The organism is uncultured Bacteroides sp., from assembly GCF_910578895.1.
Classification (GTDB): domain Bacteria; phylum Bacteroidota; class Bacteroidia; order Bacteroidales; family Bacteroidaceae; genus Bacteroides.
The window spans coordinates 13,564-33,749 of sequence record NZ_CAJTSC010000031.1; the positions used below are offsets into that span (position 1 = coordinate 13,564).

At 43.5% G+C, this 20,186-nt stretch carries 12 protein-coding genes and 1 pseudogene; 3 read left to right on the plus strand and 10 right to left on the minus strand.

What is annotated here, in order from left to right; all coding sequences use genetic code 11:
• Positions 1 to 47: 47 nt before the first annotated feature.
• Positions 48 to 2,441 (plus strand): polysaccharide lyase family 8 super-sandwich domain-containing protein, encoded by a 2,394-nt coding sequence (locus QZ327_RS09130; protein ID WP_294618766.1) that lies wholly within the window; start codon positions 48 to 50, stop codon positions 2,439 to 2,441.
• Between the two features lie 336 nt (positions 2,442 to 2,777).
• On the opposite strand, the gene QZ327_RS09135 is transcribed toward QZ327_RS09130, so the two are convergent.
• The 5 genes from QZ327_RS09135 to QZ327_RS09155 all read right to left on the minus strand — a co-directional run bounded on the left by QZ327_RS09135 (position 2,778) and on the right by QZ327_RS09155 (position 11,393).
• Positions 2,778 to 3,878, minus strand: a complete 1,101-nt coding sequence (locus tag QZ327_RS09135; RefSeq protein ID WP_294618767.1) for a glycoside hydrolase family 88 protein — start codon at positions 3,876 to 3,878, stop codon at positions 2,778 to 2,780.
• Positions 3,879 to 3,891: 13 nt separating this feature from the next.
• Positions 3,892 to 5,667, minus strand: a complete 1,776-nt coding sequence (locus tag QZ327_RS09140; RefSeq protein WP_294618768.1) for a RagB/SusD family nutrient uptake outer membrane protein — start codon at positions 5,665 to 5,667, stop codon at positions 3,892 to 3,894.
• A 10-nt stretch (positions 5,668 to 5,677) separates the two neighbouring features.
• On the minus strand, positions 5,678 to 8,707 hold the full coding sequence (locus QZ327_RS09145) for a TonB-dependent receptor (protein WP_294618769.1): 3,030 nt from the start codon (positions 8,705 to 8,707) through the stop codon (positions 5,678 to 5,680).
• A 208-nt stretch (positions 8,708 to 8,915) separates the two neighbouring features.
• Positions 8,916 to 10,142, minus strand: coding sequence for a DUF2264 domain-containing protein (locus QZ327_RS09150; RefSeq protein ID WP_294618770.1), 1,227 nt, complete (start codon positions 10,140 to 10,142; stop codon positions 8,916 to 8,918).
• An 18-nt stretch (positions 10,143 to 10,160) separates the two neighbouring features.
• Positions 10,161 to 11,393 carry a DUF2264 domain-containing protein gene (locus QZ327_RS09155; RefSeq protein ID WP_294618771.1) on the minus strand — a complete coding sequence of 411 codons (1,233 nt, stop codon included), beginning with the start codon at positions 11,391 to 11,393 and terminating at the stop codon, positions 10,161 to 10,163.
• Between the two features lie 585 nt (positions 11,394 to 11,978).
• Here QZ327_RS09155 and QZ327_RS09160 point away from each other — a divergent pair.
• A pseudogene (locus tag QZ327_RS09160) lies at positions 11,979 to 12,530 on the plus strand (two-component regulator propeller domain-containing protein); the annotation flags it as partial.
• A gap of 339 nt (positions 12,531 to 12,869) precedes the next feature.
• Positions 12,870 to 15,563, plus strand: a complete 2,694-nt coding sequence (locus tag QZ327_RS09165; RefSeq protein WP_294618783.1) for a hybrid sensor histidine kinase/response regulator transcription factor — start codon at positions 12,870 to 12,872, stop codon at positions 15,561 to 15,563.
• A gap of 38 nt (positions 15,564 to 15,601) precedes the next feature.
• Here the strand turns inward: QZ327_RS09165 and QZ327_RS09170 are convergent, their stop codons facing one another.
• The 5 genes from QZ327_RS09170 to QZ327_RS09190 form a co-directional block, all read right to left on the minus strand.
• The gene (locus QZ327_RS09170) at positions 15,602 to 15,820 is read right to left on the minus strand and encodes an immunity 17 family protein (RefSeq protein WP_294618772.1); all 219 of its coding nucleotides are present in this window, start codon (positions 15,818 to 15,820) and stop codon (positions 15,602 to 15,604) included.
• Between the two features lie 40 nt (positions 15,821 to 15,860).
• Positions 15,861 to 16,286 carry a tRNA (adenosine(37)-N6)-threonylcarbamoyltransferase complex ATPase subunit type 1 TsaE gene (gene tsaE / locus QZ327_RS09175; RefSeq protein WP_294618773.1) on the minus strand — a complete coding sequence of 142 codons (426 nt, stop codon included), beginning with the start codon at positions 16,284 to 16,286 and terminating at the stop codon, positions 15,861 to 15,863.
• 343 nt (positions 16,287 to 16,629) lie between these two features.
• Entirely contained in the window at positions 16,630 to 17,436 is an 807-nt protein-coding gene (locus QZ327_RS09180) for a metal ABC transporter permease (protein ID WP_294618774.1), read from the minus strand.
• Positions 17,437 to 17,522: 86 nt separating this feature from the next.
• Positions 17,523 to 17,945 carry a phospholipase gene (locus QZ327_RS09185; protein ID WP_294618775.1) on the minus strand — a complete coding sequence of 141 codons (423 nt, stop codon included), beginning with the start codon at positions 17,943 to 17,945 and terminating at the stop codon, positions 17,523 to 17,525.
• A 287-nt stretch (positions 17,946 to 18,232) separates the two neighbouring features.
• The gene (locus tag QZ327_RS09190; protein WP_294618776.1) at positions 18,233 to 19,522 is read right to left on the minus strand and encodes a 3-phosphoshikimate 1-carboxyvinyltransferase; all 1,290 of its coding nucleotides are present in this window, start codon (positions 19,520 to 19,522) and stop codon (positions 18,233 to 18,235) included.
• Between the last annotated feature and the right edge of the window lie 664 nt (positions 19,523 to 20,186).

Sequence of the window (20,186 nt, forward strand, 5' to 3'; positions counted from 1 at the left end):
TGGATGCCTGGTGATGGAAACCTCTTTTGCAATAAGAAAAGAATAAAATGAAATACAGATTGTTTTTATTAGCTAGTGCGCTGCTATTCTCATCGGCCTTGCTGGCGCAGGAGATGGAGCGGAAGATTGCTTTCGACAACTACCGCCAGTATGCGAACGCCGCCCGGGAAATGAAGGATGCGGCGAAAGAAGCATCCATCCTCGCTTTCCGTGACCATTTCTCGAAACATCCGTATCGGGGGATTGACTTCTCCAAATCTCAATGGAAAGAATATGTGCCGTTACTCATGGCGGACGGCTCTTTCTCCGACCTGAAGGATGAGGATGCGGGGAAGGCCAAGGGAGGAAATGCGGCTGACAGTGCCGGGTCGATTGCCGATGCTCTGAACCGCATTATGCATATCTCGGAAGCTTTTCGGCATGGAGTGTTGACAGTGGACAAGAATGCGGACATTTGGGACAGATGCCAGAAGTCCATACTCCGTTATGGTGACATGGAAATCGGGCGTCCGAATACCTGGCAACGTTTCCACTCCTCCTGCTTTGCCATTCCAACGGTGGCGGTGAACATCTACTTCTGCCACCTGAAGCAGATGGAAGACGTGGAACAAGGACGTGTGGAGGACAAGCAACTGTCCGCCACTTGCGATATGCTGAAGATGCTTGCCTTACAGGCATGGACACAACCCTTCCGGAACGACGAGACCGACAAGAATGTGGTTCAGATAGAACGTTTCCGTCATCACGTCTGGTGGGTAGGCGGCAATGCGCTGGCTTATCGTTCGTTGCTGCCGGTGGCATTCATGTATCGTTCCATTCCCATGATAGACCTGCTGTCCGAAGTGTGCCGGAAGGCAATCAGCGTGACCTCGCAGCAAACGTATGAGGAGTCTTTCTGGAACGAAGGTTTTACGGTGGATGGTGCCGGGTGGGGACATGGAAAGCAATGTCTGATATGGGGATACCCCATCGACGGCACGCTGAACGCCCTGAATATGCTGAGTATGCTGAAAGGCTCTCCGTGGGAACAGAAACTGACCCGAGAGAACGTGGATGCCCTGCTGAACTATTTCAGAGGAAGCAACTATTACTACTATAAAGGATATGCCTTGCCTTGCCTGGACCGTAACTCCATGAGCTACCAGCCAAGTCCTTCCGTCATCCGCTATGGAGGGATGCTGAAGCAGCTGATAGAGCATTGGGCGGACTCCTTTACTTCGGAAGAACTGCAGGAAATCAAGCAGCTATATGCCGAGAGCCAAGAGAAATCCATCCGTATGGCAGAGTATGGCAATGTGTACAACGGGACACACTGGTTCTTCAACAATGACGACCTGATGAAGAAGAACGACCGTTATCACATCACAGTCAATATGACTTCCGTCCGTTGCGATGGTATCGAAAGTGCGAATGGTTTTGCCGATTGCTATAACTTCTACACCACAGACGGCAGTACCCTTTTCCAAAAGAGCGGAGACGAATACCGCAAGGTCTTCGGCGCTTTCGATGTGACTGCCTTCCCCGGTGTGACCGCCCGTGAAGGCATGGATAAACTGGTGCCCGTGACTAACTGGCGCGGTTATTGCAGCAAGCACAACTTTGCCGCTGCCGCTACTTTGGGTGGCGAGAATGCCGTTGCCGGACACATTTTCGAGAAGATGAACGGCTCAGACAAGGAAGGGGTGAACGACCAAGGCGACAACCAAGGGAAAAATGCACTCCTTTATGGCGTACAAGCTTATAAAGCTTATTTCATGTTGGGCGATTATATGGTGGCTTTAGGTGCCGGCATCACCAACAAGCAACCTGAAATGGAAGGGAACATCCGGACTACCATAGAACAGACGGCAAAGACCGGAGAAGTATATGCTTACAAGGGAAAAGGCATCGAATGGGTGGTGCAGCAGGACAAGTTCGCCTATTCCGTATTTCCCGAATACAGGCAGAAGGCCCGCTATGTCTGTGAGACCAAGAAAACCGACTGGGTGAAAATGAATCAGTCGAATCAAAATAAAAAGGATTTGCCTGCTGAAGTGGATATTTTCCGGATGTGGATAGACCATGGGCAGGCTCCGGTGAACGATACGTATGGTTATGTGGTCTATGCCGGCGAGGGAATGCCCGCAACGAAATATCCATTTAAAGTATTACGTAATGATACATTGGTACAGGCGGTGCAATCTTTAGATGGAAAAATTATAGAAGCGGTCTTCTATAATGAACAATCGAACTTGAAAACCGGAAAGGGACAATTATCGGTATCAGCTCCGTGTGCTATCTTGATAGAACAAGATGCTTCGGGAGTAAAGTTTTCGGTAACAGATGCATTGATGAACAAAGATTGCAAGAAAATTAATGTAATGTGGAACGGGAAAATTTATTCTTGTGATATGCCGGACGGACAATGGTGTGGAAAACCGGCTGTTTATATTGATAAATAGACAACGATGAATATTAACTGTAAACAGTACGAAAGAAAGATATAATTTCAATGCAGAGAGCGAACCGATGGGTTATATCGCTCATGAAATAACGCCTTTTTTTCCGGCGGATTTCACTATATAGGGATATTCAGCAAATAACATAAAATTAGCCAACTAATTTGCAATTGACTATAAATTAGTTGACTAATTTTATGTTATTTGCTGAATATCCTGATGTTATTCTGAGCGAAGCGATTATCTGTGTTCTGATATCTTCTAAAACAGGCAGTTCTTCTTAACTGAACAGATTGTTACACTGTATAAGAACAGGCAACTCCGCTTCATAGGAACAGTTTATTTCTTTATCATTTTATATAATTCACTACCTGCCAATAAGAAAGCACCTATACCATATACATCAGTAGCATCACGTCCTGCTGCTTTAGGAGCAGCTCCCACAGGTTGTATATATCCTAATTTTCCATCCGTATGTACTGCTTTAACTAATGACTGCCATCCTTTTTCGAGTACGGATTTATAAGTACGTTTAGACAAATACTCATTCCTGAGACCCCATGCGATTCCGTAACACATAAAAGCGGAACAGCTATTTTCGGGCATATCGTAAGAATCCGGATCGAGCAAACTTGTACGCCAATCCCCGCCTTCACATTGAGTCTTACGTACAGCCTCAGCCATCTTTACAAACAGTTGAATGTAATAGTGGCGTGATTCGCAATCTATCGGAAGATTGTCTATAATCAACGGAAGTCCTGCAAATACCCAACCATTGCCACGTCCCCAAAATTGTTTGGCACCATTTTTCTCACGCATTGGAATTCTCTTATTGTCTCTATAAAAGAGAGAATATGCTTCGTCATATAATGAATCGACACATTCCCTATATTCGTTATTCATGTAATTCAAATAAACATAATCTCCCGTTATTGTATACAAAGCGGCATATACCGGAGGTGCCATGAATAAAGCATCCGCCCACGACCAACGTTCCAATGTGCCTACTGCATCCGTTTTCAATAAAGGAGCTTTCGATGGATGGGTAGCAATGTAATATGCCCGTTCCATTACCGGTTGTAACATGCGTTTGTCTCCCAGTTTACGATACATTTCGATAAACGCCTGTCCCACACAGATATCATCTGCATGATAAACACGATCCCACATGTTCCAATTGTGTTTCTCTCCAATTTCATGTACAAAATCATAACATGCTTCATTGCCGGAAACTTTTCCCCACTCGGTCATACCTCGGTACAGTGCGCCGTTTGTCCAATCCAAAGGATGATGTTTTACCTCTTTTTGATGATTTATCTGCCATTGGGCTACTGCATTGCAAACTTTCACTATATCAGCTTTTTTCATCCCAGCCGAGAATTGTTGGGCATGTAAACCGTAACCTATTGATAACAAAAACAAAACTAAAATTTTCTTCATGTTTTTTTATAATTTATTGTTCAACTTCTAATGCCGGTACGTTCTGGTCGGCTCCCGGATAGCCTAAATTCTGGTTTATGCGACCTCTGGAGTTGGAAGCAATTGCGTTCTCTGGAACAGGCCATAATATATGATAAGGTTTAATCGTATATGTATTAATACCATTATGATTAATCTTCTCGCGAAAGAAGTTATTATATCTCATCATCCTGTCATAGTAATAATTCTTTTCTGAAATATTACTGAGTGAATAACCATTCAATCCCTTTTCTGCCATAATAAAAGCAACACGGGTCAATTCCGTTTTGCGAGGTTCTTCAAAGAATAGTTCTCTGGCACGTTCATCTAATATGTATTCAATGGTTACTTGTTGGGCATTCGTTATCTTCGTGGCATTGGCGCGTACCCTGATTTTATTGATATCGTTCATTGCAGCATCCAAATTCCCTTTCCAATAATAAGCCTCAGCCCTTAATAAGTAAGTTTCTGCCAGACGGAATACATACCAGTCCGTATATCCACCTTGAGGAGTATCAGGTTTGTTGTCTTCAGGGACAAAAGTTTTATAATGCATCATCGGGCTCCAGGCATAAATGGTATCTACGCAATATTCCTTTTGTAACGGTTGCCCGTAATATTTGGATGCCGGATTATTATAAACCATGTCTTCCATATTCAACCAATTAGGAGCAGTATGACGGTAGTCTTCTTTGGAGTCCCATATTTCATAGTTGAAATAGTCAGTTGTCCTGATTCTGCCGATTCCACGTCCTACCTGTCCTATTTGAGGTTGTCCGGCAGCTTTGTCTATCGTTCCGCGTTTACCATCCGGATCATTATTGGTGTTTGCATTCCACCAGCAGGGTACAAGGTCTCTCATCCGGTAAGAACCGGTAGAGGTCCCTCCTTCAGTCAGCCGTTTGTCCTCAACCAGGAAGATGCCCTCTAGATTGGCAGAAGAATTGATGTTCTCCCTATTAAAAAGATCACTTATAATATTATATTGAGTGTTTGCCATATTATTCCCGAATCTTTTTTCCATCAGTTTATGTTGGCTATGATCTATAACAGCAGTAGCGGCATTGACGGCTCCGTCAAAATCACAGCATGCCAAGCATATTTTAGCCAGCAGATGACTTCCTGCTGCTTTGGAAACGGCATCATGCGGAACATTTTCCGGTAAATGCCGAACGGCAAACAGCATATCTTGTCGCAAACGTTTTAAAATACTGCTACGTGTATGCGAATAAAAATCCAGTTTAGGAGTTGTAACCTCTTCCCCGATAAAAGGGACATCACCGAATTGATTTACCAATTTATAATACCAATAAGCTCTGTGAAAATATCCTTCAGCCAAAATGGCGTTTTTTTCATTTTCAGTAATCTCTTCAGCAGCTTGTACACGTGATATAATCGTATTTGCTTTCTGAATGGCACTATAACCTTCACTCCAGAAAGTACCGATTTGAGAATCTCCATAGGCTCCCGGTTTCAACTGAATTTCGAAATTCTTTAAAGTTTGGGCTACGATATTTCCGGCCACGGCAACGTCTGAAGTCATTAACTCCGTGCAGGTATAAGAATTATTACCTATAAATTCCGGACGTATCATTGCACGGCAAGAAATCAAGCCACCTTCCAACCCCTCTTTTGTGACATAAGTATTCTCGGGAGAGTAGAATGACAAAGGCTCCGGTTTTAGCCAATCATTACAAGAAACTAAACATGCGGAAAACAGGAATGCGGTGAATGCACACTGTACTTTTTTGAATGTTATTTGTGTTTTCATATTTGTTGTTTTATAATGAAAAATTGATACCGAAAGTAAACGTACGCGGTGCCGGAGACAATGATTCAGGGTCCCAATAGTCCCATCCGGTTATCAAGAATGGATTAGAAATGTTCACATAAATACGTGCGTTAGAGAGGCTCCATTTAGAAGCTGTCTTATTAGGTATTCTATAGGCAAGCGACACTTCCTGCAAACGTGCGAACGAACGGTTTTTATACACTTTAAATGAGGGAGATTTTGTATTTGAGCCTAACCGTGCAAATTCATTAGTCGGATTTTCAGGAGTCCAATAATCATATTTATAAGCGTTAACACGATCGTAATAATAGTCTGTGGGATGAGCGTAATGGCTATTGGAAGATTTATGTCCGAGATCTGAGCGAATAAAAAACGAGAAGTCCACACATTTAAAGAATTCCATTGTATTACCTATGCCGAATGAAAATCGGGGACGCTTATATCCTTGGAAAACTTTATCATCCTCGGGTAAATATTCTCCGTCATTATTTGCATCCCATATTTTAAAGTCACCCGGTTCCTTACCATACTTGGCAGCCTCTTCACGTTCATTTTCCTGCCATACTCCTAAAATCTTATAGTCATAAATTTCATCCAAAGCATGCCCGATATACCAGCCATTCTGAATGTCATCATCTTCTCTCTGACCTATTACATTTCCATCTTTATCTAAAACATCTACTGTTTCACCATATAAATGAGCTATTTCGTTCCGGTTAAGAGAAGCGATAAAAGAAGAAGACCATTTAAAATTTTTCTGATTGATATTTACTGAATTTAAAGATACCTCAAAACCTTTATTTCGAACTTCTCCCAAATTGGCTGTTACTCCGGAGAAACCAATAATGTCCGGTAAAGAGCGGGTCAATAATAAATCTTTTGTTGACATGTAGTAACCTTCTATCGTTCCGTTTAAACGATTTCCCAAAAAGGAGAAGTCTAATCCGATATTATACGCTTCAGTCTTCTCCCATTTTAAATCTTCATTAGGAAGGCGGGTTGCATAAATACCTATAACCGTATTTCCATTGTGCAAATACTTCTCCGAATCCAAATTTGCCAAAGCTGCATAACGTCCGATACTCCGATTGCCATTGATTCCCCAAGATAAGCGAAGTTTCAGATTATCAATCCATGCAACAGGCTTTATGAAACGTTCTTCACTCATTCTCCAACCGAATGCAAATGCAGGGAAATTAGCATACGGATTATTAGAACCAAATGCCGAGTAACCATCACGCCGGAAAGAAGCTGTAAACAAATAACGATCCATTAAATTGTAATTTAGTCTCGCCATCATTGCATTTCCGGTATCTACAGTATCATCGCTTCCTACAATCGGATTTGTCCCATTTGCAATAGCATGCCAACCAAGTACTTCGGAAGGGGTAAGATTGGAATTCTCGGCTTTATCCGACCAAGTCTCATTCTTTTCGAGGTTGAATAAAAGAGTCAAATCGAATTTATGTATTTTGTTGAATGTATGGTTCCATCTCAAAATATTGTCAAGCATCCAGGAATGTGCACTATTATTGCGCCGAACCGCATGTCCCTTGTACTTTTCGCCGGCCATACTGGTAGATGGATCGAAATAATGGTTCTTTTGCCAGCTGTTATAGTCTGAATAGTTCATTTCATAAGCAAATCCCCATGGCAATGTAATCTTTGCATTCAATGTGGCATTGAATGTCTGAGACACATTGAAACGATCACGCTGTTCATAATTAGCGAAAGGATTCGTACTCATGTTATCGTCATTAGGATAGAACTTCAAAGAACCATCCTCTTCATATTTACTGCCCCAAGGGCTGGCTTGGATGGCTTCTTCCCAATCAACTTCATCCACACTTTCATTACGGGTAGCATAATGTGCCTGCAGACCTATCTGAAACCAATCTGTGACATTTGCTTTTAAATTTAAACGTGAGCGAATTGTCCTATATTTGTCCCCAACAACAACTCCTTGATTATTGATATTCCCTAATGACCAATAATAAGAAACCTTATCATTCTTTCCGGAGATACTAACATTATAGTCTTGACGCAAAGCATTTTGGAAAGAAGCATCATACCAATCAGTCTCTCTTCCTGCCAGGTAATTATCTATCTCTGTGGTGGAAAATGCCAGGCGGTTCAACCAGATTTCTGTAGGATTTGAATTCGCTGATGCTCCTGTATACGATAGCCAGGTATCCAAATCAATTCCTTGTGGCAAATTATCCGGATTGTGAAAGTACCCTGAAGGGCGGGAAGGATTACTACGGATTTTTTCATCCCTTCTCATAACCATATATTCCTGCCCATTAAAAGGACGCTGATTACGAGTCAAATTCTGCATACCTATTTTCATATCAAAATTGATGACCGGTTTTCCTTCATTACCCTGTTTGGTTGATATGACGACCACTCCCGAAGCCGCACGTGATCCGTAAACAGCAGCAGAACTACCATCTTTCAAAATATCAATCGTTTCAATGTCACTGGGATTGATGTCCACCAAATCACCGTTAAAGATTACTCCGTCCAATACAATTAAAGGAGAATTGCTGGCATTAATGGATTTTTCACCACGAATCAGCATAGAGCCGCCACCCTTGGCAGAAGTTCCGAATCCGGCTGAAAATCCGGCTACCGTGCCACGCAGCATTTCGGTTACACTGGTTACCGACTGCGTCGTATTTTCTGTAGAGATACGGGTTATTGCTCCAGTGAGATCTTTTTTTCTCATCGTTCCATAACCAACAACAACAACCTCTTCCAATTGAGCGACATCTTCTTCCAGTTCCACGTTAATCACATTCTTTCCATTAACCGTAATCTCTTTAGACTGATAACCAATAAATGAAAAAACGAGAGTCTCTTTGGAATTTTCCAATGTTAACCGATAATTACCATCAATATCGGTGATAGTACCGGTTATTTTCCCTTTCACTTGCACAGTTGCTCCTATGACGCTTTCGCCATTGGCCATCACTTTCCCTGTGACTACAAAATTTTGGGCACAAATGCCTATTGACAAACTGATTATACAGAAGAACAAGCATAATTTCATGAATAAATAGTGCTTCTCATGCATGGTTATTAATACTTAAATGGTTAATACTAAAATTCAGTAGTTATTTTGTATTGTATCTCATTGGCATCAGATTCAAAATAGGTAATATCCTGAGAGCAGATTTGACTAATATAAGATTGTAATGTCACTTTTTTACCCTGAAAATTTATTTTCAGGGTTTTATAGCCTTGTCGAGTTTAACATTTGAATTTCCACACCATATTTTCTTTCCAGTCCATTCGGTATATGGGGTATTCCAGTATTCATCGGTAGCGGAAAGTCCCAATGCGGTGAAAACTGCTGTACACAGATAGAGGCTTCCCGTGGATATATATCTTTCTGCTATCTGTGGTTGATGACCTGCAAATCCTAATGTCAGCCATCCATCTGCATCAAAATTCCCTTTAACTGACATGTGTTTCTTTATGACGGCTGTCAGAGCACATCTAACCTGTGCCTTTGTAACCGATACTGGCAACAAATCTTTCAATGCAGCTTGGGATAGTACATGAAACGTCCCGAACCTATAGGCTATTGACCGCCCTATCACCGGATACGCTCCATCCGGAGAAATCATTCTTTCTTGTTGTTCCGCATATCTGGAAAAGCGCTTTTTCTCCAACCGATAAAATTCTTCTTCACCTTTTGCATGCTTTTGCATCACTTCCAGAACATCCAACAGCATCGGATGAATCACATAGCTATTGTAATAATCCATATGCAAGTCTGCTCCATCACCATACCATCCATCACCCTTGTACCATTCTTTAAAGCGCATAATGGCATAGTTGACCGGCTTCATATTGCATTCTCCTGTCAATTCCAGTAAAGTGGCTTCTACCATTGCCGAAAATAATAACCAATTACTCTCTATCGGTTTTATCTTACGTATCTCCTGCAATGCATTCAATACATTCTGACGAGTCTTGTCCGAAAGATTTCCCCAAATTTGTTTAGGAGCACGCAATATCCCCTGACAGAAGAAAGCGGCATCCACCAACGGCTGTCGTGTCACCACAAAATTTAAATAATCAGGAGACTCGGGATTGAAACCATTATCTATGGAGAGAAGCATCAGACGTATATATTTATTTCTCAATTTTCCCTCTTCTGTTTCATCAGGGCCGAGTTCCAGCCAAGGAGCCATGCCAACTAACAAACGTCCCAAAGCTTCTAAGTGGGTAGTACGCATATTGGGAGGATTCAATGCACCGGATATGGTTTCTACCGGCATTTTCTTCTTCAGTTCCCCCTTGCTCATATTTTCCAATACCGGGTCGGCTATTTGAGTTAGTATGTCAATCCAATAAGCCCGGTCTTCCAATCCGGATGGATTTTGTGAATAACCACACAAACTTATTAACAGGAACAAAGTACAGCTAACAATATTCTTTTTCATGATTCTATGGTATATTGATTATGGTTTCATAAATTTATCTATGGGAAACTCCTCTCCGGAAAAGGCTTTAACGCTGGTCCACGGGGAAAGAGGAGCTGACCAGAAGATGTCATTTTCCGGTAGTCCTAAAGGAAGAAAACCTAAAGAACAGAGATAGACACAAGGAGTTGATAAATAAGAGTCTCCCAATTCCGGTTGCTCCCCGCACACTCCGATTGTTAACCAACCGTTTTTATCAAAGGTGCCGGGTTGCTCAAACAACCGCTTCAACATAGCAGTCATTGCCCCCCGTACTTGACCTGCTTTCAAACTTGGCGGGAGTTTATGAAACAATGCACTGGCTCCCAAAACCTGAAAAGCAGCAGAGCGATAACTAACCGAACGTCCCAATACCGGATAACTTCCATCCGGTGCAATCATACGTTCCTGATTTTCCGCATATCTCATGAAACGCTCCCACTCCCGATTTAAAAGTTCCTGATAAGATGAGTCATGTTTTACTACAACTTTCAAAACCTGTAACAACATAGGATGAATGACATAACTATTGTAATAATCCAAATGGAAATTCTCCCCATCTCCATAAACTCCGTCTCCTTTATACCATTGCTCATGCGATGAAATAGCCTTCTCTACTACTTCAAAATTCCATTCATTACCGAAACTTTTCAACCCGCACTCCACCATCGCAGAAAACAACAGCCAATTATTATTCCCCGGCTTCATTGTACGTGTCGATTTCCATTGTTCCATTAAACGTTGTTGAGTCTTATCATCAAGATTTCCCCATAACTGAGTGGGTGCCTGTAACAATCCTTGTATCAAAAAGGCACTGTTCACCAAGATCTGCCGTGTGGCCGTACTGTTAAAATAATCATCAGCATGAGGGTCTACGGAATTCTTCAACCCCTTGCAGGCCATTTTAATGTATTTATCACGCAACTTTCCTTCGACTGTTTTATCCGGTCCCAATTCCAACCACGGTGCTATTCCCGCAATGGTTCGTCCCACCGATTCCATGTGCGTGATAAACTCCCTGCTACTGGCTTTTGCAGATGAGGAGCGCCCAACAGGGATATTCTTCTTCAGTTGGTCCTTACTCAAGTTGCTCAATACCGGATCGGCTATCTTTAGTAAGGTATGTACCCAATATTCTCTATCGCTTTGAGAAATGTCCTGTCCTTTTATAGTGGAAATTGCTATAAAGGAAAACAAAAGAACCGATACAATTTTAATCTGTCGATGTGTCATGGCTTTATTTTTAGATTATAACTCTTGGTCGCAAAACTATGGAAAAAAACAGCTCTCGAATAAGATGAGAATTCTTATATATGTTTATTTCATCCGCAAAACCCTCTCTTGGCTAAAAAGGACAATATTGCTATTATTTGAACGATTGTATTATCGAGTCTGCAAGTGAAGCGTTATTTTTGTATTACAATCAGTAATAGATATATGAAAAACACCATTTTGCTAATACTTTATATACTAATAGGAAATGTCTCCTGTATATCTCTTTGGGCGAATAACAGTATAAAGCTGCATGCGTCGCATATATCCATTAATAAGGGAATGCATCAGTCTACAATTCATGCCATGTATCAGGATGAATTCGGGATGATATGGTTCGGAACGAAAAGAGGATTAGTCAGGTATGATGGGACTCAAATGAAATTCATACAAAGGCTTTATAATGATATTCCGAATGCAGAAGAACTGATACGTTCCATAACGGGTGATCAAAACGGTCACATTTATATAGAGACCCGTTCGGGCATCATAGAATATAACCTGCAAAAAGACCGGTTCCGTAAAATAACCTCTTGCTCACAATGCATGTATTACTCGGACTCTTGCCTATGGATAGGTCATAAAAATAGGATTTACCGGTGGAAAAACAATACGTTGAAACTGTATTTGCATTTGCCCGGGGACTCTTGCATAATCGATTGTATCACTGAAACTTCTAAAGGAAATCTATACATAGGTACCAGAAATGACGGTATCTTCCTTATTAGAAGAAACAAGGAAATCAAGCAAATATTATCAAGTATCAATCAGATACGTCAGTTATACATTGATTCAGAACAAAAAATATGGGTTGCTACTCGAAGGAATGGATTGTTTCTTATTGACAATGATGAGAATATCCGCAATTTTTGTCATTCTGAAGATAATAACAATTGTATTTCAAGCAACATCGTGCGGTCCATTTGCGAGGACAATGCAGGTAACTTATGGGTTGCAACATTCAATGGACTAAATAAATACGATAAAAAAGAAAGAAAATTCTTCCAATATGAATTTATTAATGAGAATGCCCGCACTTTGAGTGATGCATCCATTTATTGCTTGATGCAAGATAAGCAAGGCACCATCTGGAGTGGTTCATTTTATGGTGAGATAAATTGCTTTCATCCTGAACACAGCACGTTTTCCTATCATTTCATCACAAAGGATTCGATGCCGTCCTCCCCATCCAAACATGCTATCTTTGGAAAGACCGTAGAGGATAATGAAGGCAACCTGTGGATGGCAACCGAGCGGGATGGATTATATTTTTTCGATACACATGCCAAAAGCTTGAGAAGACTGCCGTTTGCGGATAATGTTCAGACTTTATATCTGGATAAGCGAAATAACATTTTATGGATTGGAACACTGCTTGATGGACTTAAAAGATACAATCTGAAAAATAAATCGACCCAGGTATTTCTTAAAAACGTATTGCACGATAATAGTATCAGGGAAATTATCCCTTATAATGACTCCCTGATAATAGCCACGCATAACGGTATCAGCATATTCGATACTCATACAAACCAAAGCACCATCCTCTCTTCCGAACAGATAGACCTACAGAGAATGTCTGTGACCACCATCCTGTTAGACTCTCAAAAACAACTGTGGATTGCTGTCCGGAATCAATTACTTTGCTATGACCTGCTCAATAAATCATGGCAGCAGATTTGCATTCGTAAATCGGAGAACTGTATAGTCAACAAGATTATTGAGAACCGGAATGGGGATATCCTGATAGGTACTTCCAGGCATGGGATATTCCGGAAAAGAAAAGGAGAGGCGGAATTAGAACCCTTTGCCACAGATGCCATCCGGATGAAAGACATTATAGATATGTGCGAAGACAAGCATGGCGGCATTCTTATTGTTACCAATGAAGGGCTTGTTTATATAGATGATGAAGAAAACATTACCCATATTGATAAGAGCCGGTTTTTATCCACTTTCCGGGTAAACAGCAACTGCCTGTTTCTGGACCGAAACAATAATGTCTATTTGGGAGGAACCAATATGTTCTGCTCATTCCCTTTAAAGCAAATTTTCAACAAACCGGAGTATTATCAAGTAGGTATATCTGAGTTTTCCGTCAATGATACTCCCTTGGAGATAGACTCGACCGGTGATATGCTTAAGCAATCTGTTTTTTATACTGACAAGATTGAATTGTCCCATAATCAGCATGCCATAGGAGTCAGAGCATATACCAATAATTATGCGGCTTCTTTGACCTGTGGTATAAAGTATAAATTGGAACCTTTTGACAAAGAGTGGAAACGCACTAACAGTTTAAACGAGATAAACTATACAAATTTGTCACCGGACAAGTACACGCTTCGTATTCAAGGAGATGTAGCGTTGGCTGATGGGACATTTCCGGAGCGTAAACTTGATATCCTGATAAAGCCTCCTTTCTATCAGACCCCTTTTGCTTATTTATTATATGTTCTGCTCACTATTGTGCTGCTATACGAAGCATATCAAGTAATCATTTTACGCTCGTCCCTAAAAATGGAAAAGGAACAAAAGAGGAATATGGAACAACTTAATCAAAGTAAACTGCGTTTTTTCACCAACATATCTCACGAATTCAAAACCCCTTTGACGCTTATATCCAACCAGGTGGAGTTATTGTTGCAGAGTAGAGGTGTACCTCCCAAGCTGAATGCAAGATTGCTCAGTGTCTGGAAAAACATCACCCGATTAAATCAGCTTATTACGGAGTTGATGGAGTTCAGAAAACAAGAACAGGGTTTTACCCCCTTAAAAGTAAATTGCTATAACTTGATAGAAGTAGCCAATAATGTGGTGGACTCTTTCAAAGAGTATGCCCACACAAGAAAGATAAGCTTGACATTGCTTGCCGGGCAAGATGACATATCTTTCTATTTTGATAAACAATTGATTGAGAAAGCGCTGTTCAATCTGTTATCCAATGCTTTCAAATTCACTCCGGAGAATGGGAGTATTCTTGTGCGGTTAAAATATGAGAATATGAAGGCCGCGTTGGAAATTTCAGATACCGGTGTAGGAATTAGCCCCGGAGAATTGGAAAATATATTCGTGAGATTTTATCAGACAGATAATACTTGCTTTACCAATAACATCGGAACAGGCATTGGCTTAGCCTATACGAAGAGTATAGTGGAAGCGCATAAAGGAACCATTACGGTTAAAAGCATCAAAGGAAAAGGTAGTTGTTTCACGATACAATTGCCAACCGGCATCAAATACCCTTCCGGCAATATTCAGGAAAATCTTCCCATTATAGAAGACCACGGTCTGCATACCGCTGATTTCATTTCTACAAATACGTCTTATGAGAACGGCTCGGAAGAAAAAGAAAACAACGAGAAACATCATAAACTGTTGATTATAGAAGACAACCGTGAACTCAGGCAACTGCTTGCCGAAGTCTTTTCTCCGCTCTACAATGTGGAAACGGCAGAAAATGGAGTAAAAGGATATGAAGCCGCCTTATCTGCTCTGCCGGACATCATAATCAGTGACGTGGTTATGCCTGAAATGTCCGGAACAGAGTTGTGTCAGAAACTGAAAAACAACATAAAGACTTCCCATATTCCTGTCATTTTGCTGACATCACAAACTGCTTCCGAATACATTATCGAAGGACTGAAGATAGGGGCTGATGATTATATATGCAAGCCGTTTAGTGTTGAACAGTTGATTGCCAGATGTAATAATCTGATTAATCTGCGCAAGGCGTTGCAACGGAAATATGCCAAGGAAAGTGGTTCCGGCAGCGATTTAATAGCTACCTCTGCTTTGGACCAGGCTTTGTTGGATAAATCCATTGAATTAATAGAAAGCAATTTGGAGAATCCGGTATTCGGTGTCGACTTTCTTGCACAAGAACTCCGTATCGGCCGGACCAGGTATTTTGCAAAGATAAAAGCGATAACAGGTATGACTCCCAACGAGTTTATTATAAACATCAAGCTCAAATCAGCCTGTAAACGTATTGAGCGGCAACCGGATATTCCAATAACAGAACTGTCTATGCAATTGGGGTTCAGTTCTCCCAGTTATTTCATAAAACGGTTTAAAGAGTTTGCGGGAATGACTCCCAGCCAATACAAGCAAACAATAAACATAACATGACAAGTATAAAAAAGAGAGACCTTAAAGCCTCCCCCTTTTTATGCTGCCGGCGGAGTATTCAGAAAAAAGAACACCGCCGTCCCGATAAGTATCCCGCCCAATACACCGTAAAACCAGCGTGCTTGCCGGCGACCTACATTCCGTACGACAAACTGTGTGTTTTGGGCGGTAAAGAACCAATTCCAATCAAAAATTGCAGCCAATAGAGAGAGGCTTCCCGCAATGGCGAAGATACCTTGGACAATGTATTGGGGCATTGTAAAGCGATTGATGGTTAATGAATGATTTGCGCGGACTCTAATCCATGGGTTCCATGGCAACCTTCCGTTCGCCGTTCTCCACTTCTTCAATAGTGACCTTTACGGCATTTCCCGGCAGAAGTTCCTCAATCAGTTCCGGCCATTCGATGAAACAGAGCGCACCGCTGTACAGGTAATCCTCGTAACCCATGTCGTACACCTCTTCCAGTTTCTTTATGCGATAGAAGTCGAAGTGGTAAATCAACTCTCCGGCGATATCGGAACGATATTCGTTGACGATGGCGAAAGTGGGAGAGGTGATGACATCGGACACGCCGAGCTCTTCGCATACGGCCTTGATAAAGGTGGTTTTCCCGGCTCCCATTTTGCCGTAAAGGGCGAACACGGTGTTGTCGCCCATTGCCTCGATGAATTGGCGGGCGGCTTCATGAATCTGGTCTAATGACTGAATTTTGATTTCCATTGTCTTGTATTTTGTGTACAAAGATAGGAAGATTTTAGATTTCTGATTTTAGATTTCTGATTTATTTCCTTCGGTAACTACGGCTTTTGCATTTAAAGGAGTTATCGCTTCGTCAGGAGCTAAAGGGAGTTATCAGCCACCAAGCCGGTTTAGGAGTCAAAGCCGATACTTCTGTAATAATATCATACGCAAGAGTATCGGCTTTAACTCCTTTAACTACCGGCGAAGCGATGCGAAGTGATAACTCCTCTAACTCCTTTGACTCCCCTGACTTCTTTAATCCCCTTTAACTCTTTTATTAAATGCAAGAGCCTTGTCCGGCAACTCCTCCCCGGCCGTTTCCTCAAAAACAGTGCATAAGGCTTTTCCCTCCTTTGCAGATGGCGTAAATAATAATGGAGAAGAAGATAATGGCAGCTCCCGAAGGCACATTGAGATAGTATGAAAAGAGCAGCCCGCCCAGGCAACTGAGGTATCCGATGCCGACAGACAGCCAGATGATGCGGTGAAACCTGTGCGAGAAAAGATTTGCCGTCATTTGCGGAATTGTCAGCAGAGAGATTACCAGCACGATGCCCACCATGCGCAGGCACGCCACGATGGTCAGTGCGATGAACATCATCAGCACATATTCAAACGCTTGCACGGGTATTCCTTGCGAGCGGGCAAATTCGCGGTCGAATGCCACGTAGATTATCGGGTGCAGGAAAAACGAGAAGAACAGGATAAGCACTATTGCCAACCCGCCCAACAGGGCGATGTCTCCCGACGTGATTGTCAGGATGTTGCCGAACAGATAGGCGGAGAGGTCGGGAGCAAACCCGGGAGACAGGAATGTGAAGATAATGCCCAATGCCATCCCCAGCGTCCAGAACACGGCGATGGCAGAGTCCTCGCGCATGTCTTTCCGCCTGCTGAGCCACTCTACGCCGAACGCCGACAACACCGAGAAGACCGCTGCCGAAAGAATCGGTGAAATTCCGGCATACAACCCCAGTCCTATGCCGCCGAAAGAAGCGTGCGTCAGTCCGCCGCTGATGAATACCAGCCGGCGGGTAACGATATACGTACCGATAATGCCGCAAACAATGCTTGCCAGCAGGCTGCCGATAAGGGCGTGTTGAAAGAAAGTGTATTGCAACAGTTCCATGGGGAAGGGCGGGGTGTAATTAGGTGATTATTGATTAGGCGGTCAGTGATTATTGAAAAGATGGTTAGTGAATGTTGATTAGGCGGTCAGTGATTGGTTCTTCTTTCTCCTACTATCAGGAACACTTCGTCTTTTATGTTGTCCGGCAGTGCAATGCCCCGCAGTTGCAGGCTGCGCACCCATCCTGCCACATCTTCCGACTGCATGGTGTAGAACACATCGCGAAACTCCTCTTCCTGTTCGGAGGTATATCCGTCGGGAGCGGTTCCGATGTATTTGTCCAGCTCCTCGTCGTCGTAATATTCTATTTTCTTGCTGACGGCGGCAAGCAGGCTCTCTTTTTCGCATACCTCGTGCTGTCCGCAACACTCCATGTCCACTTCCTGCACTTCGGGCATGGCATCCAACTCGCCGTTGTCAATCTTCTTTTGCAGGCGGCGGTTGCGCACGGTTCCGGCGGCTGCTGCTACGGCGGCAAGGGCTATCAGGCTAATAATCAGTATCCACATACATTCTCTTTTCTTGAAAAAAGCGTCCTTGTTAGATAGAACAGACAAAGATACGCATTGTTTTCGTATCTGCCGCCACTTTTGCCCTTGTTCTGCGGAGATTGTCACGGCTTTTTCATTTGCAGGAGTTGGAGGAGTTAAAAGGAGTTATCAGCCGGCAAGCCGGCTTGGTAGTTAAAGCCGGTACTTCTGTAACAATGTCATACACAAGGGTATCAATTCTAACTCCGGTGTATCGGCTCCAACTCCTTTAATTCCTGGCGAAGCGATGCGAAGTGATAACCCCTCTAACTCCCCTCAATGCAAAGGTCGTGAGAGATTATGAAGCCCGCTTTCTTTAAGTCTTCCCAATAGCCCGGATAGGATTTGGATACTACCTGCGGCTCGTCAATCACTATCTGCGGCAGTGCGATGCAGGCGGGTGCGAATGCCATCGCCATGCGGTGGTCTTCGTAAGTGGAGATGACAGGGTTGGTTTCGGCGGGGCAGCGTGTCCCGTTCCACGACAGGATGCTGTCTTCTTCGGAATGTATCGGATAGCCCAATTTGCGCAGTTCGGTGATAAGGGCGGCGATGCGGTCGGTCTCCTTGATTTTAAGGCTTTGCAAGCCGGTGAAGCGGAAAGGGATATCCATCAGGCAGCACGTCACGACAAAGGTCTGTGCAAGGTCGGGAATGTCCACCATATCTTCTTCGAGGCGGGTGACGGGCGTGCCCGCCGGCGTCAGCCGCACACCTCTTTCCGTATATTCGGTATGCACGCCCAGACGGGAGAAAATCTCCGCACCGCGGCTGTCGCCCTGACAACTGTGGGGGAACAGTCCGAGGAGTTCTATCGTGCATTCCTTTTTCTTTTCCAGCGGTTCGCGCTTCTTTCTGTCCTCGTTTCCTTTCAGTGCCAGTATCTGATACCAGTAGGATGCCGCGCTCCAATCGCTCTCTACGGTGAACGGGACGTCCCGGTAGCCGCCGGGACAGACGGTGATGCTGTGTCCGGAAGTCCATTCGGCACGTCCGCCGAAGTCGCGCATCAGTTGCAGCGTGAGGTCGATATAGGGACGGGAGATAATGTTGCCTGTGAGGTGCAGGTGCAGCCCTTCGGGAAGGACCGCGCCTATCATCAGCAACGCGGATATGTATTGCGAACTGACGTTTCCGGCAAGGGTTGTTTCATTGCCTTGCAGCTCCGTGCCCGTGATGCGCAGCGGCGGGAAGCCTTCGTTGCCTGCATACTCGATGTCGGCGCCAAGCTGCCGCAGGGCATCTGCCAGTATGCGGATGGGGCGTTGCTGCATGCGTTGGGTGCCGGTGATGGTTCGGGTGCCGGGCGTTACGCTGAGGTAGGCGGTGAGAAAGCGCATGGCTGTTCCTGCCGCCATAATGTCTATGTGTTCGGGTTTGCCTTGCAGCGCACGTATCATGACGCGGGTATCATCGCAGTCGCTCAGGTTGCAGGGCGTTTGTTTGCCGTGGGCAAGGGCGTGCAGGATAAGCGCGCGGTTGCTGATACTTTTGGATGCCGGCAGCCGGATGGCGGCATGCAGCGGGGCATCGGGGATGGAGACGGTATGACGCATGGTTGTATTGGTAATGTTACGATAATGGAATCTTTTATACTCTGATGCAAAAGTAGGACAAATCTTTGGGAAATGAAAGAACTGCGGGTGCAAAGTGAAGCGCTATCCGTCCGCTTCATGACAAAAAGGCGGCAAAACCGCCTTTTCTCTTACTCTCCTTCCTGCCGCTTGTTGCCGAAACAGGAGCATCGTGCATAAAGTGCGGATAGATATGCTCTTGTTTTCGATGGATATGCGCTGTTTATGCAGAAACGGGAACTTTCAGCCGATGGACACGAATGTTTCCGCTGTTGGATACAAGTGTTTCAGGCGTTGGATGCTGGTGTTTCAGCCGACAGGCATTGACATCTGTCGTGACAGGCATTAGTGTTTATCATGACAGACACTAATGCCTATCATGGGCGGCATTGATATCTATTGCCACAAGCATCAATATCCGTGAAACAGGATGCCCGCACGCGGCATTTCCGGCGCTTTTTCCCGCCGGTTTGTTTGTAAATATTTCGCTATTGCGCTGGCTGCCTGTAAGATGGGCGTTTTTCGTTCCGTTTTTTCCGCCGGCAGTACGCAAGGACGGAAACAGCCGATTCTGGGGCAACGGGAAATACAAATTGTCAGAAGAAACGGGCGGAATGACAAAAAGACAAAAGGAGAAAAGAGTAAA